The following is a 25,927-nucleotide window of genomic DNA, read 5'->3' on the forward strand; positions in this document are numbered from 1 at the left end:
AAAAAAACCCTCGGTAAAACCAAGGGCTCTCTTAGTGTAGTATGTGGTTTATTTTACGGATGAGCTGGCAATCGGGTTGCCGTCCGTATCAAGCTCCACAACCTCATAATTCAGCGCCTCCAGCTTCGGAAGCACCGTCTTTTTATCGCCTACTACCACGATGTGCATGTTGTCAACCGGCAGGTTTTTGGCTGCGAGCGCATCAATCTCCTGTTTCGTGATGTTGTTCAGGATCTCGGTCTGCTTCTTCACATAGTCCTTGCTTAGGTCGTATTCCAGAATACGTCCCAGGAAACCGGCTTTCTGGAATGGCGTCTCGTACTGGCGCGCATCGGCCTGGCCTATAGAGCTCTTCATGAACTGAAGTTCATCCTCTTTGATACCATTTTTGTGGAAGTCGGTCAGCTCTTTCATGAACTCTGTCACCGACTCGGCTGTGGCATCGGCACGAACCCCGGCAGAGGCTGTGAACGGGCCAGCATAATGGCCGCCGCTGAAGTAGGAGCGGGCACCGTAGGTATAGCCTTTGTCTTCGCGCAGGTTCAGGTTGATGCGGCTGTTGAAGGCACCGCCCAGGTTATAGTTCATCAGGCCGGCTTTGTAGTAATCGCCGGTGGCATCAAATGGCATGGCCATGTAACCGATCCTGATCTCAGACTGTGCAGCATCCGGTTTATCTACCAGGTAAATGCGGGTCTTTTCGATGGATGGTGTTTTCACGTCGGCTGGCAGCTGCACGTTCTTCTTCTTCCATTTCTTCAGGAATTTCAGCTTGCCCATCAACTCTTTCTCGGAAATATCGCCTACCACAACCAGCTGCGACACAGAAGGAGAGTAGTTGTCGTTGTAGAACTTCTTCACATCCTCCAGCGTGATGTTCTCTACGGTTTCGGCTGTACCAGAAACAGGTATGGCCATTACGCTGCCTTCGCCATAAAGCAGTTTGCTATACACGTTATTAGCGATAGCGGTTGGTTGCGTGGCCTGGTTCGCGATACCTTCCAGTTGCTGCTTCTTCAGGCGGTCAAAATCCTCTTGCGTAAACTTCGGTCTGAACAAGCGTTCTTCCAGCAGGGCAAGCGTCTTGTCCAGGTTCTTTTTCAGCGACTGTACTGTGATGTACGTATCGTTTGAGCCGGAGCCGATGCGGATGGAGCTACCCAGTTTGTCGAGTTCGTTGCTGAACTGCTCTGAAGTATAGTTTTGGGTGTCCTCGTTCAGCATGTCTGCAGTAAGGCTGGAAATACCTGCCTTGCTTGGGTCGTTAGCCGACAGCCTGTGGCCCCCTTTGATGGTAAGCTGCATGGTAACCGTCGGAATCTCGTTGGTGTTCGTGCCGATCATCTTCAGGCCGTTCTTGAACTTGCTGGTATAGTAGTTCGGTACTGCCACTACCGGGTTCTCGCCTGCGCCCGGGCGCTTGGTACGGTCAAAGGTATCCACAGCCTTGGTATACTTCAGGCCGCTGTACTCATCTGCACCTGCCGTGTAGCCATCTTTAGAGATAGTGTAGTCATCAGCTTTGGCCAGCAACTCGGCTTTTCCTTTTGGCACCACGCTCAGCATTACCGCGGGCTTGCCCTTGATGTACTGGTTATACACGCGCTGCACATCTTCTTTCGTAACCGACTGCAGGCGCTTTATTTCTTCCTGCAGATAGTTTGCGTTGTTTCGGAAGGTCTCATAGTATGCCAGCTGCGATACTTTGCCGCTCACGCTGGCCATGCGGTTGATCAGGCTGGATTCTGCCTGTGCTTTGAAGCGCTGCAGGTCCTCATCGTTGATGCCGCGTGTCTCAAACTCTGCTATGGATTTACGGGCTAGCTCCTCGGTTTGCGCCAGTGGCGTGTTAGGGTAAGCGAGCACAGTAATGCTGAACTCACCGGCCAGCTCAGAAGTGGAGTTGTACACTGAGGCCTGCATGGCTTTCTGCTCCTTCACAAAGTTTTTGTAGAAGATAGACGTTTTACCCTGCCCCAGGATCTCGGCCAATACGTCCAGCGCCGGCTCGTCTTTGTGCCCGGACTCAGGAGTTGGGAAGGTCATGCGCAGCATCGGGAAACGGATGTTGTCCTCGTAGCTAACATAGCGGTCTTTCTCCAGCTTGGCCATTTGCGGTTTCATGTCCTGCACGGCAGGTCCGGCAGGTATCGAGCCGAAGTATTTCTCTACCAGCTTCACTACCTCTTCCGGCTTCACGTCGCCGCCCACGGTAAGGGTAGCGTTATTAGGGCCGTACCAGCGCAGGAAGAAGTTCTTCAGGTCGTTTACGTTTACGCGGTTCAGGTCCTCAATATACCCGATGGTGGTCCAGGAATAGGGGTGTCCGTAGGGGTACAGGTTCTTGGATGTCATCTCATACACCAGGCCATACGGGCGGTTGTCGTAGTTCTGGCCGCGCTCGTTCTTTACAGTTTCGCGCTGCACCTCAAATTTCGGCTGCGTTACGGCATCCAATAAAAAGCCCATGCGGTCGGCCTCCAGCCACAGTGCCGTTGCCAGCTGGTTACTAGGCACGGTTTCGAAGTAGTTGGTGCGATCGCGGTTAGTGGTTCCGTTCAGCGTACCTCCCGATTCAGAAACGATCTTGAAGTGCTCCTCATCGGCCACGTTATCGGAGCCCTGGAACATCATGTGCTCAAAAAAGTGCGCGAAGCCGGACTTGCCAACCTCCTCACGCGCCGAGCCTACATGGTAGGTTACATCCACGTGTACTACCGGGTCTGAGTGATCCTCGTGTACGATTAAAGTAAGTCCGTTAGGGAGTTTATACTTGGTGTAGGGGATCACCAGCTCGTCGCCTTGCCTGGTAACCTTTTCGACTAGTTTGGTCTGAGCCTCGGCAACGCTTACTACGCTTGCAGTGAGCAGGATACTCAGCACGGTTTTATTCATCATGTGCTATAATGTTTGGGTGAATGTTTTATCAAACAATATAGCAAACAGAAGGTGTAGTTGAAAATAATATAGACGAATGGCTATTTTGTCTCGCTTAACACTTGTTTGGCAAACATAACAGAAACGGTGAGTGTGAGCAGTGAGATAACGAGCATGGCCGTGGTCAGCAGGAAAGCCATACCTGCTGTTTCGGTAGCGTCCGGCCCCAGTGGTTGCTGCACCATACCCAGCAGCCGGATAAAGTAGGTGCCCGCACGCCAGCCCAGCAACAGGGTAAGCAAACCAGCCTCTATGGTTCCGAGCGTAAAGCCCCAGCGCTTGCCACGGTTCAGGAAGTGCCCTGCCGTAAGCCCCATTAAACCACCAACGGCCCCGGTAATCAAGGCAGTGTTGGCCTGCTCTCCGGCCAGATCCACGGCCACTACGCCGCAGCCCAGTAAAAAGAACCCGAAAAAGGCGTAGAGGTAAGAGATGTTCTTGTGCATGTTGCGGTGCTGGGGTTTGTGTAGGTTGTAAATATAAGGATGAAAGCTGAAAGTAGGAAAGGGAGGAGTTATTGCTTATACTTCTCAGGCTATACTTGCTAGCTGGTTGATGATCTTTTTATACTTCGGCTATACCTCTTCTGGCGCAAGTCTTCAGACTTGTGTCTTTTTATGATGTTGCGTTTGTAACGCAACTGTAGCCATACTTTATACTTTAGCTATACTTCATACTTGTCGATTTATACATTAGTGGCTGCTGCTTCCTATAACTTGAGCTAAGCTACCCGCTGTTCCGGACATCCCTGTCCGGAACCTCTCTGCCGCGGATTTCCTAATCCGCATACTTATCCATAGCCGCTGCTTTCTGCAACTTGAAGCAAGCTATCCTTACTAGCTGCTGCTGATTCTCAGTCTTACGAACCTACTGTTTCACCTCAGGCCTTGGCTCCCTCAGGCCCGGGAGGGCTCGTCTTCCCGCATCGCGCTGTGTTCCCTCCTGCGCCAGGGCGCTGCCACTAACGTGGCACCGGATCTCACAAGGCGCTCAACGGAAAGACTGGGAACAGTTCTTAATAGCCACTGCTCACGAAGCTTGAACCAAGTCCCCCTTTGAAGGGGGCAGGGGGATGACAATCGTCTGCCGAAATCTCCCTCTCCTGTTTTGGGGGTAGGGGCCCTCGAGAAAAGGAGAGGGCTGGGGAGAGGTGAAATTCCCCTGTCGAAAGGGGCTAGGGGTGGGTTTACAACTGTAGGGACAGTTTGTAACCTGTCCGCGCAACGGCAGCTGCCATGCAACGGAGCTTATACTTTAGCCAAAGCAGCTGCAGAACTATCCGCCTTATCCAAGCAACAGGCAAGTAAAATACTGTACAACTTTTGCTACAAAGTATAGTATGAAGTGCTGAGGCAGGATGTTGAGGAAGCCTCTGAAAATGACGAAGAAAGAAATACACGAATTATACGCTGACCCCAGCAAATCCGCGGCCTGGGCTGGGCTGCGTTATACCTCTGATGATAAACCCGGTTATACCCGCAAAAAAGCCGGCAAGGGGTTTTATTTTCAGAATTATAAAGGAGAGAAGGTAACAGATGAAAAGGTACTGGCAAGGCTGCAGGCATTGGTTATACCACCGGCCTGGACTGAAGTATGGATCTGCAAATCGCCTAAAGGGCATTTGCAGGTAACAGGCCGTGATGCGAAGGGGCGCAAACAGTATATCTACCACCCGCAGTGGCAGCAGGCCCGTAACCTGACTAAGTTTGGCCGCATCATCGATTTTGGCCATGCGCTGCCTAAGCTGCGGGAGCGGATTCAGGAGGATATTGCCTCGCGCAAACTGGACCGCCGCAAAGTTACCGCCGTGGTGCTCACCATCCTTGACAATGCCCTGATCCGGATCGGAAACCGGCACTATGCCAAGTCTAACGATTCTTACGGCCTCACCACGCTGCGCGACAAGCACGTGAAGATCAACGGCAGCAGTATTAAGTTCTCGTTTGTGGGGAAAAAAGGCGTGGCGCAGGAAATCGATATGAAAGACCGCCGACTGGCCCGCCTTGTTAAAAAATGCAAAGACATACCGGGGTATGATCTGTTCCAGTATTTTGATGAGAACGGGGAGAGGCAAACGCTGGAGTCGGGAGATGTGAACGAGTACCTGCGGGAGGCCACAGCCCAGGACTTTTCTGCAAAAGATTTCCGGACCTGGGGAGGTACTGTGCGCATGGTGCAATGCCTGGAAACGGTGCTCGACGAAGAGCCCGAACTCGACAAAGAGAAGGCCATTAAGGAAGCGGTAAAAGATGTAGCCAAAGGGTTAGGCAACACGCCCAGCGTTTGCAGCAAATACTACATCCATCCGGAGGTGGTAAACCTTTTTCGGGAAGACAGGCTGGTAAACTACCTGAAGCGCCACGACGCCTCCAAACCTAAAACGAAATACCTGTCAGGTACAGAGGAACTGGTGCTGAAGATGCTGGAGCGCGTGGCGAAGGAAAAAAAGAAAAAGGCGGCGGCTTAAATGATTTCTGTAGCTGGCTCGAATATGCTTGATCTTTCAGAAGACCAGGTTCATTACATAACTCAAGTTGTGATTAACCCACCCCTGAGAGCTGCGCTCGCTAGCTCAAAACTCGCGTTTTGGCTAATCCAGAGGAGGTGGATTTCGCAAAAGAGTTCCTAATTCCCCTCCTCGGAGGGGTTAGGGGTGGGTTTACACCTGCACTGCATATTTAATCGCAACTTAGGTTACATACTATCAATAGAGCCTTCCTTTTAATCTCATTCTGTTAAGAAACTTGGCAGAGGCGATGTTAAACCTTTGCCACTGGCCCACAAGATTCTTACAGGATGACATGAAAGGAGGGAGGTTAAGGTTTTCAGGCTGGCTTAGTTTAGATCTACCTCTGTTCCATTCTGGCTCTGTAAAGGAGAGATTTTCAATAGTTGATTTCGTAAAAAGTGGTGTCGTGCTCTACCAGTGGTATGCTTACGGTATTACTTTCTGTAGCGCTATCTGTTGTCACATCCCATTTTAGAAGCACGAATGTGGTGCGTTTGAAGTAAAAGCCCCGTAAAAGCTCTGCAGTTGTAGTCGCTGCATTGTAGTTTATAATTTCTGAATTATACATCATCCCAGAGACTGGTGAGGCCGACGCATTCAGCGGGTACGAAAGTGTTACTTTCAAATCCTTGCCAGGAGTGCTTACGGAATTGTTGATGTTTAATTTAAAATAAGAACCACGGGCAATGTTGATGTCCAACACATTACGTTCGTTTGGTTTGATCACCTTGCCTATCACATCTTTCACCTCCAAGTAACCTGCTTTTTCAGGAGTAACCCAATACACCGTTTGCCCCTCACGAGGGGTTTTTACAAATTTATACTCGCCTTGGTTGTTGGTGCTCCCGTCAATTACTTCAGGTGTTGTGAGGCTCATCTCTTTCGACAAGCCATTCCAAATGAATAGGTCAACGTCAGTTCCGGCAACGGATTGATTTGTGTCCAGGTCTATTACTTTACCTGTAAACTCGGTGGTGCTTTCTTCTTTTTCGCAGCTTGTCAGCAGTGCCAGTAGCAGCAAGGTGCCGGTAAGTTTGTTCAGTTTTTTGCAGAGGTGCAGCATAGGGTTAGCTGTTTATATATAGCAGACACAATATCCTGATAAGCTACGACTTTGCAAACAAACCTGTCACTAAACATATATTTGCTACTTCGGCATATTATCCAGCGATTGCCAGAGGTATTTGCTGGCGATGGTACGGTAAGGGCGCCACGGTTGCGCGATTTCCTGCATTCTCAGCTTCAGTTTCTTGCCGGATTCTTCTATGTCGTAATGGCGTTTCATGGCGTTCTGTATGCCCAGGTCATCTACCGGAAAAACGTCCGGGCGCTCCAGGGCGAACATCAGCAGCATCTCCACGGTCCAGCGGCCAACGCCTTTGATCTGGGTCAGGTGCTGGATCAGGGGTTCGTCTTCCATGGCGTCGATGGTAGCGTGCTGCAGGTTGCCTTCTGCTGCAAAGGCTGCCACGTTGCGCACATACCCGATCTTCTGAAAAGACAGCCCGGCGCTGCGCAACAACTCATCCGGCGCCTCCAGCACCAGTTCCGGGTGCGGGTACTCCTCAGGGAATAGCTCCTGAAACCTCCTGAAGATAACCGCCGCTACTTTGGTGCTCAGCTGTTGTGATACGATGGAGCTAAGCAGTTTAAAGTATACATCCTCGGAGCGGGAGGAGGGTAAGGGCTGACCTTTTTCGATGATTCCGCAGATGATCGGATCAGCGGCGAAAGCGGCCATTATTTCGGGAGTGGGGTAGGAGGAGTTCATAGTTTAAGGTTAAGATAAAGGAATATTATGGTTGTAGGGAGAGGTCGCGACCTCTCCGCGCGATGGACTTTAAGACGCAGCAAGTATAAATTATGGCTGTTGCACCCTGTTTGCAATTATAAGTATACGATTAACCCACCCTAACCCCTCCGAGGAGGGGAATATTCAGCAGCAGATTATCATCCCCCTGCCCCCTTCGAAGTGGGACTTTAAACTTCCCTCCTTTGAAGTAAAGCAGCTATGTTCTCTTTTTTGTCATCCTGTAAGGATCTTGTGGGCAAGCTGCATAAGCTTAACATCGCCTCAACCAGGATTCTTAACAGAATGACAAAGGCTTTATCCGCTCGCTGGCGTGGGTTTGTAACCCGTGTCCTATCTATGCAGTCAGGTTTGTAACCCGACTGGGCCTGAGGCCCACACAACAGCATTCACGCGCGAGGACGCATCGCTATAAGTATGCATGAATCAGAACGAACCGGCCCTGCAATCTAATAAGTACTACACCCGTACCTGTTCCTCGCTCAGCGTATGCAGTACCTGCAGCAGGTGCTGGTGCATTTCCTCTGAAATATCGAGGTGGGTGACGAAGCGGATCATCTGCGGGCCGAAGCTGGAGGCAAGTATGTGCTGCTTTGCCAGCGCCTGCACAAAGGCAGCGTCGGTTATACTTTCGTTTAGCTTAAAGATGACAATGTTGGTTTCTACGGGCAGTACGCTTTCCACGTAATTGGCCTGCAGCAGCGCCTGCTCCAGTTCCTTTGCTCTGCGGTGGTCTTCGTGCAGGCGCTTTACGTGGTTATCCAGGGCGTAGATGCCGGCCGCGGCCAGGTAGCCGGCCTGTCGCATGCCGCCGCCCATCACTTTTCTAACTCTTTTAGCTCTCTTGATAAAATCTTTGGAGCCAAGCAGCACCGAACCCACCGGGGCACCCAGCCCTTTGGAGAGGCATACCGAGATGCTGTCAAAGTATAAACCGTAATCTTTGGAGGCATCGCCGGAGGCAGCCAGCGCGTTGAACACGCGGGCACCATCCAGGTGCAGGGCCAGGTTATGGCGCCTGCATACTTCCGAAATGGCCGCGATCTCCTTTATAGTATAAAACGAGCCGCCGCCTTTGTTGCAGCTGTTCTCCAGGGCCACCAGGCGGGTTTCCGGGAAGTGCACGTTATCCAGCGGACGGATGTTGGCCTCTACCTGCTGCGGCGTCATTTTGCCGCGCTCGCCGTGCACCAGCGCCGTGGAGGCGGCCGAGTTAAAGGCAATGCCCCCGCCTTCGTACTGGTGGATGTGGGCCGTAACGTCGCAGATCACTTCGGTGAGCGGCTGCGTGTGCACCTTGATTGCGATCTGGTTGGTCATGGTGCCGGAAGGGCAGAAGAGGCCGGCCTCCATACCAAACAGGGCGGCTGACTTTTGCTCCAGCGCATTTACAGTGGGGTCCTCGCCGTACACATCATCACCCACAGGGGCGGCAAACATGGCCTGCAGCATTTCTGGGGTTGGTTTGGTTACGGTGTCGGAGCGGAGGTCTATCGTATGTGTCATGAATTTGCTTTAGGAAAAAACTTTTCTTTGTAAAAATAATAACTTACTTTTGCCCTTCAAATTAAAATCATTGCAACGATGGGAGTTACTAGACTAAAAAGAAAAGATCGCAGAAATAAGGCAAGAGCTAACAACAAAGTAGCTAGAATTAAGCAACTGTTGCTGACACCGGTTATCAAGAATGTTGACATGGACGAGCTGAGAGCTCAGTTCGGTGAGGCTCCAAAAAACAAGCCTGCTGAGCAGAAAGAAGAAGCTGCTGCTGAGTAATCCTTATTTTTCGAGAAAGTAAGTCCATCTGCTGCCGCTGCTGTTGTAAGCGAATGGCGGCGGCTTACTAACCAAGACTTCAAGTGTGTTTGCAAAAGCAGGCACACTTTTTTTATGCCCGTTTGCCCAGCTCCACCACCTGCAAATCCTGCACCTTGCCCTCGCTTATACTAAACTTCACCATCGTCCGAACCTTATGGAAGCCGTGCCTGCCCGCCGCGCCCGGGTTAATGTGCAGCAGGTTGTTGAGGCTTTTATCGGTCATTATTTTAAGGATGTGCGAGTGGCCCGTAATGTAGAGCTGCGGCGGGTTGAGTTTTATACTTTGGCGCACGTCGGGGTGGTACTTGCCGGGGTAGCCGCCAATGTGCGTCATCATCACATCCAGCCCTTCCGCCTCAAAACGGTTTACCTTAGGGTGCAGCTGCCGGATAGCGGCATCGTCTATATTGCCGTACACGCCCCGCAACGGCGCCAGCTCCTGCAGCCTGTCCGATACTTCCATACTTCCAAAGTCCCCCGCATGCCATATCTCGTGGCGGTCTGAGAGGTGGCGCATGATCTGGTCGTCGAGGTAGGAGTGGGTGTCGGAGAGGAGGCCGATCTTGAGCATGGCATTTATACTTTTGATATGCTGTGAAGTTAGTGAAAAATTGTGTTTACGTGTTGCCGGTGCTTCTGTTAAGCGGGCCCTGTGGCACTTTTTATACTGGGTAAGCAAGTGTGCTGTGACCTGTGTGGCGGCAGATGGCTGTAAAACAACTGTGTAGCAGCCCCGTAGGTAAATACAGGACTAATGTAACATGACTATGAAAACAAATACGCACAAAATATACCGTAAGCTTTTTACCGGTGTTCTGCTACTGCTTTTCCCGCTGATGGTAGGCTGTTCTACGTTCTCGGGAGGTGGCAGTGTATCCAGTGACCCGGCAGTGGCCGAGCAGCAACGGGAGGTAGAGCGTTTAGAGCGGGAAGTGAAGGAGGCGGAGCGCCTTGCCGAGGAAGCAGCGCAACGTGAGAAAGCCGCCAAGAACAGGCTGAAAGCCGCCGAGCATGAGCTTAAGGCGCTGGAGGAACAGGCGAAGAGAAGGAGCGAGTATTAGTAGCCTTCTGCTTAATACAAGTATAAAAAATGCCCCGGATAGGTTTTTAGCCTGTTTGGGGCATTTTTTGTTCCTGATGCCTGGATGCCGGGTCCAACCACCCCTGCCTCTCCTTGTTTAAGGAGGGGAGCCTGTAACTGCTTTGGCTGAAGTATAAGTTGGAATAGTGCGGTGAGGTCGCGGCCTGACCCTGCAGGTGTAAGAACCCACCCCTAACCCCTCCAAGGAGGGGAATTCCCCATAGATTGTAATTTGTTTATCTGACTTTAGCATGCTTTTCTTAATTTGTGCTTTTGTTTTAGGGGTATAGTGTGGGAAACCTTAGAGCTTTATACATTATCTGCTAATTCTACTTTGCCACGGAACAATTCCCCTCCTTGGAGGGGTTAGGGGTGGGTCAATCGTTCCCACTCGCCACGCATACATGAAGCAAAGGATCATCCCGTACAAACCCTACTTAAAAGAACTTGCAAAGAGACTGCGTCAGAACAGCACCTTCTCCGAAGTGCTGCTCTGGAACGAACTGAAGAACAAGCAGCTACACGACTTAGACTTTGACAGGCAAAAGCCGCTGGGTAGTTATATTGTTGATTTCTATTGTAAGGAATTAATGTTAGTCATCGAAATAGATGGAGATAGCCATGACTATAGTCTGGAAGAGGATGCAACCCGCCAACGCGAACTTGAAGCGTTAGGCGTATGCTTTCTGCGGTTCGATGATGCAGAGGTTAAATTTGACATAGCCAATGTTCTCCGGGAGATAGAGGCGTGGGTAATGCAGCATCGTCAGGTGTAATAACCCACCCCTGCCCCTCCGAGGAGGGGAATAATTAGGCTCTGTAGCAACAGTAAAAGCTTTGTTTCTAACACCTTTTTTAATCAGATAAATTTAGATTTGGTATGACAGAGGAGGTAAGTTAGAATTCCCCTCCTCGGAGGGGTTAGTGGTGGGTTCCTACACTCTCATAAACCTAAACCCCCCACCCCCCAATTCATCTCCCCAACTCACAAATATTTATCTCTTTTTCCCTATCTTGCTGTAGAAAACAAATGCTACCCACACATGCTGCAGCACCACACCCTGCGCCCGAAACAGGCACTGAACAAGGCTTACCTGAAACTCAAGACATCCCGGGAGGATATAGAACGGTTTAAGCGGGCGCTTACGGCCTTGCTGGATAGTATAAACCTGCAGGAAACGGAGGAGCATGCCAAAAACCACCTGCGCGATTTTCTGCGGTTGACGTTTTATGATAAGTACGGCGTGAACACCAAAGGCAAGACCGACCTGGTGATCCATACCGGCAACACAACCAAGAGCAACGCCGGCGTGCTGCTGGAGGTGAAGCGGCCCACCAACAAGGCCGACATGCCCACCACCGACAACCTGAACTACAAGGCCACCCACGAGCTGCTGCTCTACTACCTGCGCGAGCGCCTGGAGCATAACAACCACGACATGCGCCACCTCATCGTGACCAGCGTGCACGAGTGGTTCGTGTTTGATGCCCTGGAGTTTGACCGCCTGTTTTTCCGGAACACGCAGCTGAAGAAGGACTTTGCCGACTGGAGCGCCGGGCGAAAGGCCAGCGGCAGCACCGACTTTTTCTACAAGGAGATTGCCGCGCCCTACCTGGCCAAGCTGCAGGAAAGTATAAACTATACTTACTTCAACCTGAAAGACTACGAGAAGCCGCTGCGCAACAAAAACCCCAAGGACGATGTGAAGCTGGTGGCGCTATACAAGCTGCTCTCGCCGGCGCATTTGCTCAAAGAGCCCTTCGCCAACGACGCCAACTCCCTGGACCGCGACTTTTACCTGGAGCTGCTGCACATTATAGGCCTGGAGGAAGTGAAGGAGGGAGGCCGCAAGCTGATACGCCGCAAGGAGAAACCCAACCCCGGCTCGCTGCTGGAGGCGGCGTACCAGAAACTGCGCTCCGAAGACCTGATCTCAGGACTCGACAACCCCTACAGCTACGGCAGCACCCGCGAGGAGCAGCTGTTTAACGTGGCGCTTGAGCTGTGCATCACCTGGATGAACCGTATCCTGTTCCTGAAGCTGCTGGAGGCGCAGCTGGTAAGCTACCACCACGGCGACAAGAAGTATAACTTTATGGGCACGGCCAACCTCAAAGAGTTCGACGACCTGAACGAGCTGTTTTTCGACGTGCTGGCCGAGCGCCCCGAGAACCGCAGCGCCAGCGTAAAGCACAGGTATAGCCACATCCCGTACCTCAACTCCTCGCTGTTCGAGACCACGGCGCTGGAGAAACGCACGTTGCGCATCTCTAACCTGAAAGACCGCAGCCTGCTGCCGCTTTACCCGCAAACCGTGTTCAGGCGCACCTTGGGCAAGGATTTTACCGGCAAGCACCCCGAGCTGCACACGCTGGAGTACCTGCTGCGCTTCCTGGGTAGCTACGACTTCGGGGCCGAGGGCAAGGAGGAGATACAGGAGGAGAACAAAACGCTGATAACGGCCTCGGTGCTGGGGCTTATTTTTGAGAAGATAAACGGCTACCGCGACGGCTCCTTCTACACGCCCGGTTTCATAACCATGTACATGAGCCGCGAGGCCATCCGCCGAGCGGTGGTGCAGCGTTTTTCCGAGAAGTATAACTGGAACATCGATGCCAATGGAGCCGATGCCGGTTTCGAATCCCTGCAGATTCACATTTCCAGGGCAAACGGCATGGCGCAGCTGCAAGAGTATAACCAGCTGATAAACAACCTGCGCATCTGCGACCCGGCCGTGGGGTCGGGGCACTACCTGGTGAGCGCCCTGAACGAGCTGATTGTGCTGAAGCATGAGCTGCGGCTGCTGCTGAGCCGCCAGGGCAAGCCGCTGCACTACGGAAGTATAGAAGTGCAGAACGATGAGCTGATCGTGACGGACCAGCACGGCGAGCCTTTCAGCTACAGCGTAACCGAGCACCCCGACGGCCAACGAAGTATAAACCCGCAGGTGCAGGAGCTGCAGGAGGCGCTCTTCCACGAGAAGCAGACCATTATAGAGAACTGCCTTTTCGGGGTGGATATTAACCCAAACTCCGTGAAGATCTGCCGCCTGCGCCTTTGGATAGAGCTACTCAAAAATGCCTATTATACCGGCCCCGGAAGTATAAACGGCGAATTGAGCAGCCCGGTGTGCTACGCCAATACCAGCGGTCTGCGCGAGGGCTTTAATGATGAAGAATCCTGGAAATCAGTTAATAATCCTGATTCAGACAAGTATACCCAACTGCAGACGCTGCCCAACATCGACATTAACATAAAGCAGGGCAACTCGCTGCTGAGCCGCTACCCGCTCTCCGCCGACCTGCACGAGGCCTTTGGCAAAAAGGGACACAGTTTGCAGGCCTACCGCGAGGCCGTGTACAAGTATAAGCACACCAACTCCAAGGCTGATAAAAAGCAGCTCCTGGCTTTTCTGGAGGAGATAAAGCAGGGCTTTAAGACCACGCTGGCCAACAACGACCCGCTGCGTCGCGACATGGCCAAACTGCGCGGACAGATTGCCGTGATGCAGGACCCGGACCTGTTCGGGGCCAAAAAAGTAGACAAGAAAGACCTGCAGCAAAAGCAGAAAACCCTGCAGAAACTGGAGGACGAGCGCGACGCCATCGAGACGAACAAAGTATACGAGGGAGCTTTTGAGTGGCGCTTCGAGTTTCCGGAGGTGCTGGACGAGGAAGGCAAGTATAAAGGCTTCGATGTGGTGATCGGGAACCCGCCATACATACGGCAGGAGGAGCTGGGCAACTTTAAAGTATACTTGCAGAAGCAGTTTCAAACATATGCAGGCACCGCCGACCTGTATGTATATTTTGTGGAGCGCGGCATAGAACTGCTTCGCGAGGGCGGACAGTTCAGCTACATTTTGCCGAACAAATGGATGCGTGCCGGCTACGGACAGGCGCTGCGAGCCTGGCTGCAAAACCATACCCTGGTGCAGCTGCTAGACTTCGGCGACTTGCCAGTATTTGAAGAAGCTACCACTTACCCGCTCATACTTGCCGTGGCAAAGTATAAACCCGAGGCTGGCTATACTTTTGAGGCCGCACCTATAAACACCCTGAAGTATGAGCAGGGGCTGGAGGCATACGTGCAGCAGCACAAGTATGAAGTACAAGCCGACCTGCTACCCGACTCCGGCTGGACGCTCTCCGACAGCACCGCACAGCAACTGCTGGAGAAGCTGAAAAACACCGGCACGCCGCTTGGAGAGTATGTGGAGGGTAAAATATACTACGGAATTAAAACGGGTTATAACGAGGCTTTTGTAATTGATGAAGCCACCAAAGACCAACTTATACTTGAAGACCCACGAAGTGCAGAAATCATTAAGCCGTTTCTGGCTGGCCGTGATGTGAAGCGGTATCAACCACCGAAGTCGGAAAAGCATCTTATACTTTTCCCTTCCGGATTTACGAAAGAACGTGCCGGTAATGTAAATGAGCAACAAGCGTGGCAGTGGCTGCAGGATAATTATACTTCTGTAGCAGCATTTATGGCTCCCTTTGCTGAAAAGGCTAGAAAGCGTTTTGATAAAGGTAATTACTGGTGGGAGCTAAGAGCTTGTGCTTATTATGATGAGTTTGAGAAACCGAAGATTCTTTTCCAAGAGATTGCTACTTTCAATGCTTTCACTTGGGATGTGACCGGTGCTTATTCTAACAACAAGACTTTTATTGTCCCTAATGTAGATTTATACTTGCTAGGACTCCTTAACTCAAAAGTAGTTTGGTATTTCTTAAATCAAGTAACTTCTAAACTACAGGGTGGAGCTTTAGCAATGCAAACACCTTATACTTTTCAGATTCCTATTGTATCTGATGACGAAGAAACGAAAGCAAGTATAACGCAGCTGGTGGAGCAGATACTAAGTATAAAACAAGCCGATGCCGCAGCCGATACGTCGGGGCTGGAGGCCGAGGTGGATGTGCTGGTGTACCGCCTCTACCACCTCACCTACGAGGAAGTGCTGCTGGTGGAGCCGGGCTTTGCCATGTCGCGCGAGGCGTATACGTTAACCCCAGACCTCGCAGCAACGGGAGGCAGTGCAGGTGCCTGAGCATGTACCTTAAAGTATAAAATGCCGTGCAGCAACAGTAGTTAGCAAAATAGATTTAACCTGAAACGTAAGGCAGCAGCTTTAACCTAAAAGTATGGAAACCGAATTTAAATCAACTATTACATGCCCCCATTGCGGACACCGGAAGGAGGAGGAAATGCCAACAGACGCATGCCAGTACTTCTATGAATGCGAAAGCTGCAAAGCCATACTTAAGCCCCTGCAGGGCGACTGCTGCGTGTACTGTAGCTATGGCAATGTAAAATGTCCGCCCATACAGCAGCAAAAAGGATGCTGCGGCGGGCAAAGCACCGGGCATCAAGTATAGTTTTCACCCACATTTCACCCCATGAAACTGACAACCAGTATTGATAAACTAGGCACGGCAGGCCTGTTTCTCACAGCCATACTTTCGCCCTGCTGTTTCCCGCTTTTTGCTTTTGCAGCTTCTGCGTTTGGCTTTGGCGGTGCCGAGCTTTTCGGCCCCTACACCATGTGGGTCTTCCAGGGTATGGTGCTGCTGGTGCTGGTGGGGCTATACCTGTCGTACCGGAAACACCGTTGCCTGTACCCGCTGCTGCTTGCCGTGCCGGGTGCACTGTTTATTTTCTACGGTTACCATTACAACGAAAGCGGCTACTGGTTATACTTCCTTTATGCGGGTATGCTGGCCCTGTTAGCGGCTTCAGCCTGGAACTACAGGCGCAGCAAACTGCACAGCACCTGCTGCACCATCCCGGCAAGTATAAAAACCAAACTTAAGCTATGCTAAACATAAACAAACTGCCCCTGCCGGAGGAGGCAAAACAAGAGATCCGGCATCATCACGACAAGCTGCTGGCCGTAACCGGCGTGAAGGTAGATATACTGGAAGTAGGCCCCGAGATCATAAAAGTGCGGGTAGTGCAGCGGGAGCTGAAGAACGGCTATCTGCTAAACCAGCGGCAGTTGGTAGGCAGGGCAGCAAATGTGGTAGCGCCACTGATGGACGGACCGCACAGGATACACTTTTACCCTTTAACCTATAAACCCGATTTCTCCATTGTTACCGCAGGCTGGCTACAAGAGAAACTGGCCGCGTTCAAACTCTCCCGCAACGACCTCGCCAAGCAAACCAACCTGGACAAGACAGCGATAGGCAGGATGTTGAAAGGCTACGAGCAGCCCACACCGCCGCAGCAGGCCGCGCTGTACTATTACTTCCTGCTGCACGAGGTAAACCACCACATCCGCGAGTTCCTGGACTCCGACGACAACGCCCCGGCAGAAGACCTGTACGAGGTGGTAAGCGGGGAAGAAGTATAAAACAACATGCCGCCGCCGGAGCGGGCGAGGGTAAGCCTCAACTACAAGCTACCAAGCTCCTGGCAGGACGACAATAAGAGGAGAAGGAAACGACACTGCCTACCAAAGCCCAGGCTGTTTCCTTAAGTGCTCCTTACTGGACGGCAAAAACTGACCATGCGGTAAAACCAAGGTTTTATGGCGTGGCCAGAAGAATGCTCCTAAACCACCCCGCCTCTTATACCCTGATTATCAACTGAGTATAATCTTTATTTTGTTGATTTCGTACAAATAAATATATAAAAAGTATCTAAAATGTATTTTATCGTGACATCTGTATGGAGGCACTTACCTACACCAAAGCCCTTGAGAAAGAATTTGTCACGATCAGTTACAGCCAGGAGAGGCATTTTATCTGGAACGAGTGGAGAGGGGAGATACCAAGCCATGAGCTACGGGAGGCCATCCTGTTTTCCTGCCATTTTATACTTGATAATGGCGTAGAGTTTATACTTGCAGATTACACCCTGATGATCGCCCCCAGTTTAGACGATCAGATCTGGATCGCCAACCACTCCGCCGAACTGCTCCGGCACAGCAAATTAAAACGTGTAGCCAACGTACTCGCCTCCGATATTTTCCAGCAAGTAGCCATCGAAACCATTTACGACATTGCTTCCGAGGTGCCCCTGCCTTGCGAGTCGAGGCACTTTGTATCCCTGGAAGATGCCCTGCAGTGGCTTTTCGAGGCCTAAGCTTTTCTGCCGCTACTGCTGCCTTGCCTACTTCAACACCGTACACGTTGAGATCGGTTTTTACCGAAGGTTAAATGGCTTTCTACCCCCGGGTTAAGCCTATGAAGCTTGCCAAAAAAATCCTTTCCGGATAACAAAAAATAGAATGAAGGTAATAGCCCTAGCTCCTCTGAGGGGAGTTGTAACATGTAGGGGCCCTCGCCAAAGCAGGGGGCAGGCAAGCGTTACCCGGTTGGTTCCCCTCCCTGGTGGGCTAGGGGTGGGTAAACGTGTCGCCTCCCTTCTATAGTTAGTTTTGAGCATGCACCTGCCTTACGCTGTGCAAGTGGCAAAGCAAAAGCGCCTGTTTACAGAAACAGGCGCTTTTGTTTTTACTCAAGTATAAACAGCCGCTCGGGCTGCGCTTTGTTTAATCGTTATCCTCGTCTTCTACTTCAGCTTCCACGGTTTTGGTGCGTTGGGTGGTGTCGTACTCCACCACGGTTTCGGTAACTTCATACTCGGTGGCCACGGAGTCGCGGTCTACCACCACGGTATTGTCTTCCTCGTTTTCCAGGCTGGTTGTTTTCTCGGTGTTCTCGCAGGCTGCCAGGCTCAGGGAGCCAACCAGGGCAGCGCTTGCTAAAATTATCTTTTTCATAGTTGTATGCTTCTGTTATATAAAATTAAGTACAATTTCAGTTTCGTCAATTGTACTATACGCTTCTTAATACGGATAAAGTATACGAAAAGGTATCTTTCCACAGGTTCAGGCTGCACTTCTTTTTAATTTTTTTTAATACAATTTTCCCTGATCGGCCCTGTGTAACGTATTGTAAATAAGAAGCTTATTGCGTCCACATTTAATCATTGCCATGCTACTGAGTACACTGGAATTCACCACCATCCTAGACACCAAGTACCTCACCATTCGCCACTGTCCGGAAGAAAAGCTCCTCTGGAACGAGTGGCGCGGCGTTATACCCAGCCAGCAGCTACGGCAGGCAATAATCTACGACTGTAATTTTATACTTGAAAATGACGTAGAGCTGCTGCTGGCTGATTACCTTAACCTAAGCGCCCCCGTAGTGGAAGACCAGGTTTGGGTAGCACGGCACTCCGCACCGCTACTCCGGAAAAGCAGGCTCCGGAAAGTAGCCAACCTGCTGGCGCAAAACATCTTTCAGCAGTTAGCCGTCGAAAACTTCTACGAAAAGGAGGCCGTACTGCCCCGCAATTGCGTGCGAAGAGAGTTTGTATCTAATAACGACGCCCTGGTTTGGCTGCTATCAAGTTATAGCGGCTGAAGCCTGCACGGATTCTCCTCTTTTTCTTGCCCCCATAAATAGCCTGGCAACCAGCAGCAGCGCCTCTGCCAGTACCAGTCCGCCCAAATACCACTCGGCTTTCGTTATGCTTTTCCCCAGCGTCAGCACGGCCATGGCCACAAAGGGTAAGCTCAGCAGCAGCACATCCAGCTTGTGCTGCACGTCGCTGCGTGTAAGTGTCAGGGCAAAGGCCGCAAAGGCCAGTAAGGCAAACATGTTTGTAAGCAACAGGTTAACAGGGGCCGCTGCCAGCGTAAGCAGGCTAAAGCCCAGCCCCAGCCAGCTATACACATTCTGCCCGATCCGGTCTAAAGTGGTAGGTGTAACCTGGAAAGCCGTATTGGACTGCAGCAAAAACCGGAATTTGGGGTAGGCCATGGCTAGCAGCCATAGGTTTAGCAGCAGCAGAAAGGTATTAACGACCGGTGTGCCTACCCACTGCTGCGAAACGGTTACGGCAAGTATGGCCACGTTCATCGGCACCAGCATAATGGCACCCAGCAAACTGAACCGCTGCGAGAGCAGCAGGGCACCGCATACTACCTGGCTCACGGCCACCACCTGCGCAAACAGGCCAAGCCCGTATGCTGCCAGCCGCTCCTCCAGCCAGGGCGGCCCGATTATCTGGCCAAAGTTGCCGTGCGTAAGCTTGCATACGCCAGCGGATAGAAAGATGTACCCCAGGAACACCCGGATCAGGAGCGAGAGCAGGTCTTTGTTTTTCAGCATAGTTTTATAGTGTTAGGAGCGTGGCAGTTGGTTTTAACTACGGCAAAAGAATCATTTCCGCCCACACATTAAAAACTATTAGACCAAAGCCGGAAAGACCACTGCTAACATAGGGTACAGGGGTGATGAAGTATAAAAGGCAAAAGGTTTCCTGCCATTATGAAGGTAGAAATTTCCTGCTCCAAGCTGGATGCAGTTTATACTTATGGCAGATGCAAGTGAGGGCACCTGCAGGGTTTCTTATCCTCGCAAGTTGATTACTTGCAGTAGTGATAGCTCCAAGCTTGAAGCAGTTTAACAAAACATGGAACTAACCTTAACCGAAGTAACCTAAGTTGCGATTTACTAATGCAGTGCAGTTGTAAACTCACCCATAACCCTCAATGCCGTCAACTTAAGAAATATTTCGGGTTGTCTCCAGTATGGCAGTCGCCCTAGCTGTGTCTTCTGACCGGCAAGTTGTTGGTGAGAACACGCAACAACGGCAAACTTAAATGCTTAAGTTGTCGGCATTGGGGCGCGACCTTTCCCTACAGGTATAAACCCACCCCCTAGAGCTACGCTCGCTAGCTCAAAACTCTCGTTTTGGCTAGTCCAGAGGAGGGGAATTATACCTCTCCCCAGCCCTCTCCTTTTCTCGAGGGCCCCTACCCCAAAACAGGAGAGGGAGTTTTCGGCAGACGATTGTCATCCCCTGCCCCCTTCAAAGGGGGACTTGGTTCAAGCTTCGTGAGCAGTGGCTATCGAACTGTTCCCAGTCTTTCCGTTGAGCGCCTTTGGAGTTTTTCGGTCCCGAAGGGATTGCAAAGCGACAGCGAGCAAAGAAAAGGTCCCAGCGCGATGCGGGAAGACGAGCCCTCCCGGGCTGGAGGGAGCCAAAGCCAGAGGTGCAACTTTAGGTTCGTAAGACTGAGGATCAGCAGCAACTAGCAAGGATAGCTTGGCGCCAGTTAAAGGAAACAGTGGCTATGAAAGTATAAGTATAAGTATAAGTATAAGTATAAGTATAAGTATAAGTATAAGTATAAGTATAAGTATAAGTATAAGTATAAGTATAAGTATACGGATGTCCGCAGCATACCCGGGAGGTAAAGCCAAAGTTAAAACCCACCACTACTGAAACTGCCCCAACAGCTTCCGCAGCAGCACGATCTGGCCCAGGTGGTAGGCGTTGTGCTCGGCCACGAGCAAGGCCTCGCGCAGCAGGGTTTGCCCCTGGCCGTGTGCAAAAGGCTCAAAAAGGTCTTTCTCCGGATCTTGCACCAGTTGTATCATTTCTTGCAGGTCGTTGGCCATGGCTTGTAAGGTTTGCTGCAGGGCTGCCTCGTCCGGCGGTGCTGTTTTGGTGGAGGGCCAGTAATCGTCCGGCCAGGTAGGCTCCTTGTAGTCCGGGTTGCGGCAAAAGTCCAGGATATCGTGTTGGGCGAAGCGAAGGTGGTCCAGTAACTGCCAGATAGTATAAGGCATGCCGGTTACCTGCTGGCCCGCTTCCGCTGCCGTTAGCCCCTCCAGCAGTTCCTCGCGCGACCTGAACGCCTGGCCGCCTTGCATCAGTTTTACCAGCTGCTCCCGCAATTGTTTTTCGTGTTTCATAGGGGCTAGTTTTTAAAGTATAACATACTTGGCGGAGGTATGCCGGGTTGCCCTGGCAAGGGGAGCTTCTGAAAAAGCAGGTGCGTTAAGTTCTACTATATGAAGCCAAAAAGTTGTCCTTCTGCTAAGAAACCTGGTGGAGAACAGGGCCTTCCCCCGGCAGGTTAATCCTATGCTACCAGGATACTGACAGGATGACAAAAAGAGGAGAATGATTCGACCCTGATCTGATAAGGGGTAAGGAGTCTGGCCTTGTAGCGTGTGTGCAGAAAACAGGCCCCATAATTCAGGGAAAGTGCTATATTTAGCGGCGCATAACATCACTCAATACATGAAAACAGCTTTACTACCCCTGCTAGCCGCCCTGTTGCTTACTGCTGCCTGCCAGCAAAAGAACGAGCCGGTGCCCACCCCGGACCCTGGCACAACCTTTATCTGTTTCCCCACCAGTGTTACCTCCGCAAACGACGAAGGCCTGAACGAGGTTTTTACCTACAGTCCGCAAGGCGACCTGCAGCAGCGCGAGTATTTTACCCGTACCGATACGGTGCATCATTTTGAGCTCTACCTAAACGATATCAGGGATTATGTGGGGATAGTCGAGTTCCGCGACCATTCGCCGAATAGCCCGAAGCTAAGCTACCACAGCATCAGCTACATGCATTACGACAATCTACCGGTTTATAAGAACCATTACCCGGCAGAGCCAGTCAACTCCATGGTTATGCTTGGGTCGGAGGTGTATACTTATAATGCGCAGTATGAGCTGGATGAGCAGCAGATCCATAAAAACTATCGCCTTGCAAAAAAGTATAAGTTCACGAATGCCAACAACATAATGCGTCATGTGGAGGTGTACGATGGCCCAACTGGCGAAAAACTTCGGGACATGGACCTGGAGTATGATGATAAAGTGTTTCCGCATGCCCAGAACGTGCCTTACAAGAAGATACTGGTAGGCCTGGGGTTTCCGCACTTCCATAACCTGAAGGAGGTGATGGTGCACGATGCTGCCGGTGAGCTGCTGGAGGAGGAGTCGTACCGCAACACTTTTACCTATAACGAGCAAGGGTACCCGTTAACCATTACCCAAACTTACCTGAACGGCTACAGCAACACATTTACCTATACATACAACTGCATAGACATAAGCAAGTAAAAGCGAGGCCGGTAAGTAACAACGTTTGCACTTAAATTACCCTGAGCCAGGGGAGGGCTACGCTAGCCAGCCTAGGTTTGCGCCAGGTAGTTTTTGTTGGTCTCATCGGGCTTGAGCGGGCACAGCGTGAGGAGCTTCTGCGGGTTACTGTTTTTAAGGTGGCCCAGCATAAACTTAAACACATGGTATACTTCCCTCGCTTTTTTTGGCTCTTCCAGGTTCATCCTGTAATCCAGGGTATCCATGAAACACTCGTAATCGTTGTAGAGGACGTACTCATACACATTTAAGAAAAATTTCCTGGCAGTTTTCCTTTTAAGGCTCACTCCCAACGTCTCCTGAATAGCTCTTGTCCTTTCCATGCCTTTTAAAATGTGTTATAGTGTGCAAGATGCAGATAAACAGGGCTTTAATAAATGATGTTGATCAACTTTTATAAAATTTTATACTTTAGCGAGTATCAACCCAGGAAAATTGAAGTGTAACTATATTTTCTGACTTACGCCACACTGAGCCGAAGCCTGTGCACGAGCAGCACTGCAAATGCAAACAGCACCACCGCCACCACCTGGTGCAGCACCCCCAAACTTACCGGCACAGCCAGCAGCAGGGTAGCGATGCCCAGTGCTACCTGTATCAAACAGGTGAGCAGCAAGCTCCGGGCAAGGGTACGCACCGTGTAAGGAAGCTCGGCGGGTCTGGTGCGATACCAGAGTAACGTTACGGCAAGCAGTACCAGTATCGCTATCCAACGGTGCGCAAACTGCATCACCACACCGTTTTCGATGGTAGTTTGCCAGGTCAGGTAACCCTGCAGGTGAGCAGGGAAAAACTCGCCATCCATGAGGGGGTAGGAGTTGTAGGAGAAACCAGCCTTTAGCCCCGCTACAAACGCCCCGAGAATAATCTGCAGCAGCACGGCGACCAGTACAAGTATGGCCAGCCTTTTCAGTTTTGTACCCTTATGGCTTTTCAGCTTCAGAACTTTGCCCGAGGTAAGGTCAGCCACCGTCCAGAGTATGACACCGATCAGCGCCAGGGCCAGGCTCAGGTGCGCCGCCAGCCGGAAGTGGCTCACGTGCGGATTATCTACCAGGCCGCTTTTTACCATCAGCCAACCAATTACGCCCTGCGCAAGTATAAACAGCAGCCTTCGAAACAGGCCACTGGTAAGTTGTTTGGTGATGAGGAAGTATAGAAACGGAAGTATAAACACCAGCCCGACCAGGCGGCCCAGCAAGCGGTGCAGGTACTCCCACCAAAAGATCTTCTGAAAGCCCTCCAGCGTTAAGTGGGTGTTCAGCTTCTGATACTCCGGAAACTGCTTGTACTGCTCAAAGGCCGTTATCCATGCCTCCTGGTTTAGCGGGGGCAGTGTTCCCGAAATCAGGTTCCACTCCACTATCGAAAGCCCGGAACCCGTAAGCCTGGTAATGCCGCCGACAATAACCATCGCCAGGATCAGCAGTGCCCCGCTCAGGAGCCAGTACACAATAGCCTTGTTGTAAGTTGATGTTTGCATAACCCGGCAAAGATCTGCTAAAAATACTTTTTAAAGATTGACCTTCGTCATTGTCAGAAATAGCGTTCAGCTAAAACCGGTGCTATAAGTATAAGCTCATTACTCACGGGCACTATATTTTAGGATAGGTGGCGGCAGGTATACTTTCTATTAAATCCGGCCGTAAAATGCGGGATTTCGTTAGAAGTTTTATCTTTACAGTAGAACAAAACTTAAGCTGATGAGACCATATATACTTGCCGAAACAAACTGGAAAGCCTTAAAAGACCAGCAGGTGGATCTGGCAGTGCTGCCATGGGGAGCTACAGAGGCGCACAACTACCACCTGCCCTACGCCACGGATGTGATAGAGGCTGATGCCATTGCCGCCGCCTCCGCCAAAATAGCCTGGGACAATGGCACCAAAGTAATGGTGCTGCCTACCATACCATTTGGGGTAAACACCGGCCAGGCCGACATTAAGCTGGATATTAACCTGAACCCGAGCACGCAGCTAGCCATACTGGATGATATAGTGGCTGTACTTAGCCGGCAGGGAATTAAAAAGCTGCTTGTGCTCAACAGCCATGGCGGCAACGATTTTAAGCCCATGCTGCGGGAACTGGGGCTTCGCTACCCCGATATGTTCCTGGTTAGCTGTTTCTGGATACAAGCGGCAGACCGCAAGCAGTTTTTTGAGGCCCCCGGCGACCACGCCGATGAGATGGAAACGAGCCTGCTGCTGTACCTCCGTCCGGACCTGGTGCTGCCACTGGAAGAAGCAGGGGAGGGCAAAGAGCGGAAGTCAAAGATAAAAGGCATACGCGAGGGCTGGGCCTGGTCAGAAAGGCAGTGGTCTATGGTAACCGAGGATACAGGCGTGGGTAACCCTAAGGCAGCCACCGAAGAAAAGGGGAAAGCTTTTCTGGAGGCCGCCGCCCATAACATTGCCAACCTGTATACCGAGATCGCCCAGGTAACTATACATGACCGCTACGGCGGCTAGACAGGGGAGGTGTAAAAGCAAAAAGCCTTACACGGATGTGTAAGGCTTTTTGCTTGAATGACTTTTATGTTAAAACTAAGCGCGCTTAACGTTAACCGCGTTTAGTCCTTTTCTGCCTTCCTGTAGGTCAAAAGTAACTTCGTCATTTTCTCTGATTTCGTCGATTAAACCAGTTACGTGTACAAAGTACTCCTGATTTGTGTTCTCGTCCTTAATGAAGCCGAATCCTTTTTCTCCATTAAAGAATTTTACTGTTCCTCTGTTCATAATTTTTTTGTGATTGTAAAACTAAGACGTTTTCGACCATAAAAGTGTTCAAAATTTTTTAGAAAAAGTTAATTATTTTCTGAAAACTTCGTTTCAGGGGACCAAAAGCCCCCTTTTCTGCAAAATTTTTTTCAGAAATAGGCCGAGGCAGTGCGTAGCGTGGTAAAAAGCCTAAAACTGAGCCTTGGTAAATAAGCCACTTCTGAATTTTGGGTAGTTAAAAAGAGTAGCAAGCTGTATCTTCGTATACTTATTAGTTGATGCGTATGAAATTCAGATTTTTTACACCGTTGCTGGCTCTCCTGCTGCTCGTTGGCTGCTCCGAAGACGACGAACCGACCGTTGCGCCTACGCCTGCACCTCAGAACCTGTGCTACCTGCAGGAGCAGACAAACAACAGTACGGGCGCCAGCACCCGCTATACTTACAATGAGTTCAACCAAATTATCCGTACAGAGCATTATGAGCAGGAGAACCTGGCGGAGGTGCGCACCTATACGTATACTGCCGCAGGTAAACTAGCCGAGGAGCGCCTGCTTGCACCAGACGGGGAGGAGGAGATTTCCTTCACGGTTTATAGTTACAACCCGCAGGGGCGTGTATCAAAGTATGAGGTAAAACAGCGGGTGCCGGGCCTGCAGACGGTACATCGGCTGTCCTCTTTCAAAGCGGTTTACGATACGCGCGGCCGCCTGACCTCTGCCACCGATTACCTATACTTAAACAACACAGAGGTATCAAACGGATCTGTTACCCAAACATACCCGCAGTCCAAGCCGGTTGTCGCCACCGTTAAAAGCGCGGACGGTCAGACATACACGGCCACCTACGCCCAGGATAGTGCCCGGTATGCTCCGCTTTTTGCTGTTCCGGTATTTTTGCAGCGCCGTCCGGGTGTTGCCTACCCACACTTGAGTAACATTACGGTGTTTAACGCCACCACTGGCTCCGGAGAGGAACAGGCCCAGGTTAACGATGTGGCCTACACGGCAGAGTATACTTACAACGACCAGGGCTACCCTATAACTGCCACCTATACTTATACCGGTGGCCGTACCGAGAGTATAAGTTATGAGTACAATTGCACAGAGTAGCACCGGTTTATAGGTTAAGC

Annotated in this window: 26 protein-coding genes; 13 read left to right on the forward strand and 13 right to left on the reverse strand. The window is 51.0% G+C overall.

Features of this window, described 5'->3' with window-relative positions; genetic code table 11:
• Positions 1-48: 48 nt before the first annotated feature.
• The gene (locus OO017_RS16205; RefSeq protein ID WP_266053734.1) at positions 49-2,898 is read right to left on the reverse strand and encodes a M16 family metallopeptidase; all 2,850 of its coding nucleotides are present in this window, start codon (positions 2,896-2,898) and stop codon (positions 49-51) included.
• An 80-nt stretch (positions 2,899-2,978) separates the two neighbouring features.
• Positions 2,979-3,383, reverse strand: coding sequence for a hypothetical protein (locus OO017_RS16210; protein ID WP_266053736.1), 405 nt, complete (start codon positions 3,381-3,383; stop codon positions 2,979-2,981).
• 932 nt (positions 3,384-4,315) lie between these two features.
• Between OO017_RS16210 and OO017_RS16215 the strand changes: the two genes are divergently transcribed.
• On the forward strand, positions 4,316-5,404 hold the full coding sequence (locus OO017_RS16215; RefSeq protein ID WP_266053737.1) for a DNA topoisomerase IB: 1,089 nt from the start codon (positions 4,316-4,318) through the stop codon (positions 5,402-5,404).
• A gap of 418 nt (positions 5,405-5,822) precedes the next feature.
• Here the strand turns inward: OO017_RS16215 and OO017_RS16220 are convergent, their stop codons facing one another.
• The 3 genes from OO017_RS16220 to OO017_RS16230 form a co-directional block, all read right to left on the reverse strand.
• Positions 5,823-6,509: a hypothetical protein gene (locus OO017_RS16220; RefSeq protein WP_266053738.1), complete on the reverse strand. Its 687-nt coding sequence runs from the start codon at positions 6,507-6,509 to the stop codon at positions 5,823-5,825.
• A gap of 84 nt (positions 6,510-6,593) precedes the next feature.
• Complete coding sequence (locus tag OO017_RS16225; RefSeq protein WP_266053739.1) at positions 6,594-7,217, reverse strand: DNA-3-methyladenine glycosylase family protein; 624 nt, start codon at positions 7,215-7,217, stop codon at positions 6,594-6,596.
• Between the two features lie 498 nt (positions 7,218-7,715).
• Positions 7,716-8,762, reverse strand: coding sequence for a threonine aldolase family protein (locus OO017_RS16230; RefSeq protein WP_266053741.1), 1,047 nt, complete (start codon positions 8,760-8,762; stop codon positions 7,716-7,718).
• A 78-nt stretch (positions 8,763-8,840) separates the two neighbouring features.
• On the opposite strand from OO017_RS16230, the gene OO017_RS16235 reads away from it, so the two are divergent.
• Entirely contained in the window at positions 8,841-9,032 is a 192-nt protein-coding gene (locus tag OO017_RS16235; protein WP_266053742.1) for a hypothetical protein, read from the forward strand.
• A gap of 112 nt (positions 9,033-9,144) precedes the next feature.
• Here OO017_RS16235 and OO017_RS16240 read toward each other — a convergent pair whose 3' ends face one another.
• Positions 9,145-9,645 (reverse strand): metallophosphoesterase family protein, encoded by a 501-nt coding sequence (locus OO017_RS16240; RefSeq protein WP_266053743.1) that lies wholly within the window; start codon positions 9,643-9,645, stop codon positions 9,145-9,147.
• A gap of 196 nt (positions 9,646-9,841) precedes the next feature.
• Between OO017_RS16240 and OO017_RS16245 the strand changes: the two genes are divergently transcribed.
• The 7 genes from OO017_RS16245 to OO017_RS16275 all read left to right on the forward strand — a co-directional run bounded on the left by OO017_RS16245 (position 9,842) and on the right by OO017_RS16275 (position 17,251).
• A complete protein-coding gene (locus OO017_RS16245) occupies positions 9,842-10,135 on the forward strand; it encodes a hypothetical protein (protein ID WP_266053744.1) in 294 nt (97 codons plus the stop codon).
• Between the two features lie 424 nt (positions 10,136-10,559).
• Positions 10,560-10,931 carry an endonuclease domain-containing protein gene (locus tag OO017_RS16250; RefSeq protein WP_266053745.1) on the forward strand — a complete coding sequence of 124 codons (372 nt, stop codon included), beginning with the start codon at positions 10,560-10,562 and terminating at the stop codon, positions 10,929-10,931.
• A gap of 267 nt (positions 10,932-11,198) precedes the next feature.
• Positions 11,199-15,212, forward strand: a complete 4,014-nt coding sequence (locus OO017_RS16255) for a DUF7149 domain-containing protein (protein ID WP_266053746.1) — start codon at positions 11,199-11,201, stop codon at positions 15,210-15,212.
• A gap of 94 nt (positions 15,213-15,306) precedes the next feature.
• Complete coding sequence (locus OO017_RS16260; protein WP_266053747.1) at positions 15,307-15,540, forward strand: GDCCVxC domain-containing (seleno)protein; 234 nt, start codon at positions 15,307-15,309, stop codon at positions 15,538-15,540.
• 21 nt (positions 15,541-15,561) lie between these two features.
• Positions 15,562-15,984 (forward strand): MerC domain-containing protein, encoded by a 423-nt coding sequence (locus tag OO017_RS16265; RefSeq protein WP_266053749.1) that lies wholly within the window; start codon positions 15,562-15,564, stop codon positions 15,982-15,984.
• Positions 15,978-16,517: a hypothetical protein gene (locus tag OO017_RS16270; RefSeq protein ID WP_266053751.1), complete on the forward strand. Its 540-nt coding sequence runs from the start codon at positions 15,978-15,980 to the stop codon at positions 16,515-16,517. Before OO017_RS16265 ends, OO017_RS16270 begins: the two co-directional genes overlap by 7 nt.
• Positions 16,518-16,834: 317 nt before the next feature.
• Complete coding sequence (locus tag OO017_RS16275; protein ID WP_266053752.1) at positions 16,835-17,251, forward strand: hypothetical protein; 417 nt, start codon at positions 16,835-16,837, stop codon at positions 17,249-17,251.
• Positions 17,252-17,660: 409 nt separating this feature from the next.
• On the opposite strand, the gene OO017_RS16280 is transcribed toward OO017_RS16275, so the two are convergent.
• Positions 17,661-17,891, reverse strand: coding sequence for a hypothetical protein (locus OO017_RS16280; RefSeq protein ID WP_266053754.1), 231 nt, complete (start codon positions 17,889-17,891; stop codon positions 17,661-17,663).
• 214 nt (positions 17,892-18,105) lie between these two features.
• Here OO017_RS16280 and OO017_RS16285 point away from each other — a divergent pair, with 214 nt between their 5' ends.
• Positions 18,106-18,537, forward strand: coding sequence for a hypothetical protein (locus tag OO017_RS16285; protein WP_266053756.1), 432 nt, complete (start codon positions 18,106-18,108; stop codon positions 18,535-18,537).
• Here OO017_RS16285 and OO017_RS16290 read toward each other — a convergent pair.
• The 3 genes from OO017_RS16290 to OO017_RS16300 all read right to left on the reverse strand — a co-directional run bounded on the left by OO017_RS16290 (position 18,520) and on the right by OO017_RS16300 (position 20,880).
• Positions 18,520-19,287 (reverse strand): DoxX family membrane protein, encoded by a 768-nt coding sequence (locus tag OO017_RS16290; RefSeq protein ID WP_266053757.1) that lies wholly within the window; start codon positions 19,285-19,287, stop codon positions 18,520-18,522. The genes OO017_RS16285 and OO017_RS16290 overlap by 18 nt on opposite strands.
• Before the next feature lie 966 nt (positions 19,288-20,253).
• Entirely contained in the window at positions 20,254-20,385 is a 132-nt protein-coding gene (locus OO017_RS16295) for a hypothetical protein (RefSeq protein WP_266053759.1), read from the reverse strand.
• A 15-nt stretch (positions 20,386-20,400) separates the two neighbouring features.
• On the reverse strand, positions 20,401-20,880 hold the full coding sequence (locus OO017_RS16300) for a DinB family protein (protein ID WP_266053760.1): 480 nt from the start codon (positions 20,878-20,880) through the stop codon (positions 20,401-20,403).
• 331 nt (positions 20,881-21,211) lie between these two features.
• Between OO017_RS16300 and OO017_RS16305 the strand changes: the two genes are divergently transcribed.
• Positions 21,212-22,039, forward strand: coding sequence for a hypothetical protein (locus OO017_RS16305; protein WP_266053761.1), 828 nt, complete (start codon positions 21,212-21,214; stop codon positions 22,037-22,039).
• Positions 22,040-22,110: 71 nt separating this feature from the next.
• On the opposite strand, the gene OO017_RS16310 is transcribed toward OO017_RS16305, so the two are convergent.
• On the reverse strand, positions 22,111-22,401 hold the full coding sequence (locus tag OO017_RS16310) for a hypothetical protein (RefSeq protein WP_266053762.1): 291 nt from the start codon (positions 22,399-22,401) through the stop codon (positions 22,111-22,113).
• 137 nt (positions 22,402-22,538) lie between these two features.
• On the reverse strand, positions 22,539-23,561 hold the full coding sequence (locus OO017_RS16315; RefSeq protein ID WP_266053763.1) for a COX15/CtaA family protein: 1,023 nt from the start codon (positions 23,559-23,561) through the stop codon (positions 22,539-22,541).
• A gap of 220 nt (positions 23,562-23,781) precedes the next feature.
• On the opposite strand from OO017_RS16315, the gene OO017_RS16320 reads away from it, so the two are divergent.
• A complete protein-coding gene (locus OO017_RS16320) occupies positions 23,782-24,546 on the forward strand; it encodes a creatininase family protein (protein WP_266053764.1) in 765 nt (254 codons plus the stop codon).
• Between the two features lie 75 nt (positions 24,547-24,621).
• Here the strand turns inward: OO017_RS16320 and OO017_RS16325 are convergent, their stop codons facing one another.
• Complete coding sequence (locus tag OO017_RS16325; RefSeq protein ID WP_266053765.1) at positions 24,622-24,813, reverse strand: cold-shock protein; 192 nt, start codon at positions 24,811-24,813, stop codon at positions 24,622-24,624.
• Between the two features lie 266 nt (positions 24,814-25,079).
• Between OO017_RS16325 and OO017_RS16330 the strand changes: the two genes are divergently transcribed.
• Positions 25,080-25,907, forward strand: a complete 828-nt coding sequence (locus tag OO017_RS16330) for a hypothetical protein (protein WP_266053766.1) — start codon at positions 25,080-25,082, stop codon at positions 25,905-25,907.
• The last annotated feature ends 20 nt before the right edge of the window (positions 25,908-25,927 follow it).

It is taken from the genome of Pontibacter anaerobius, assembly GCF_026241195.1.
GTDB lineage: Bacteria > Bacteroidota > Bacteroidia > Cytophagales > Hymenobacteraceae > Pontibacter > Pontibacter anaerobius.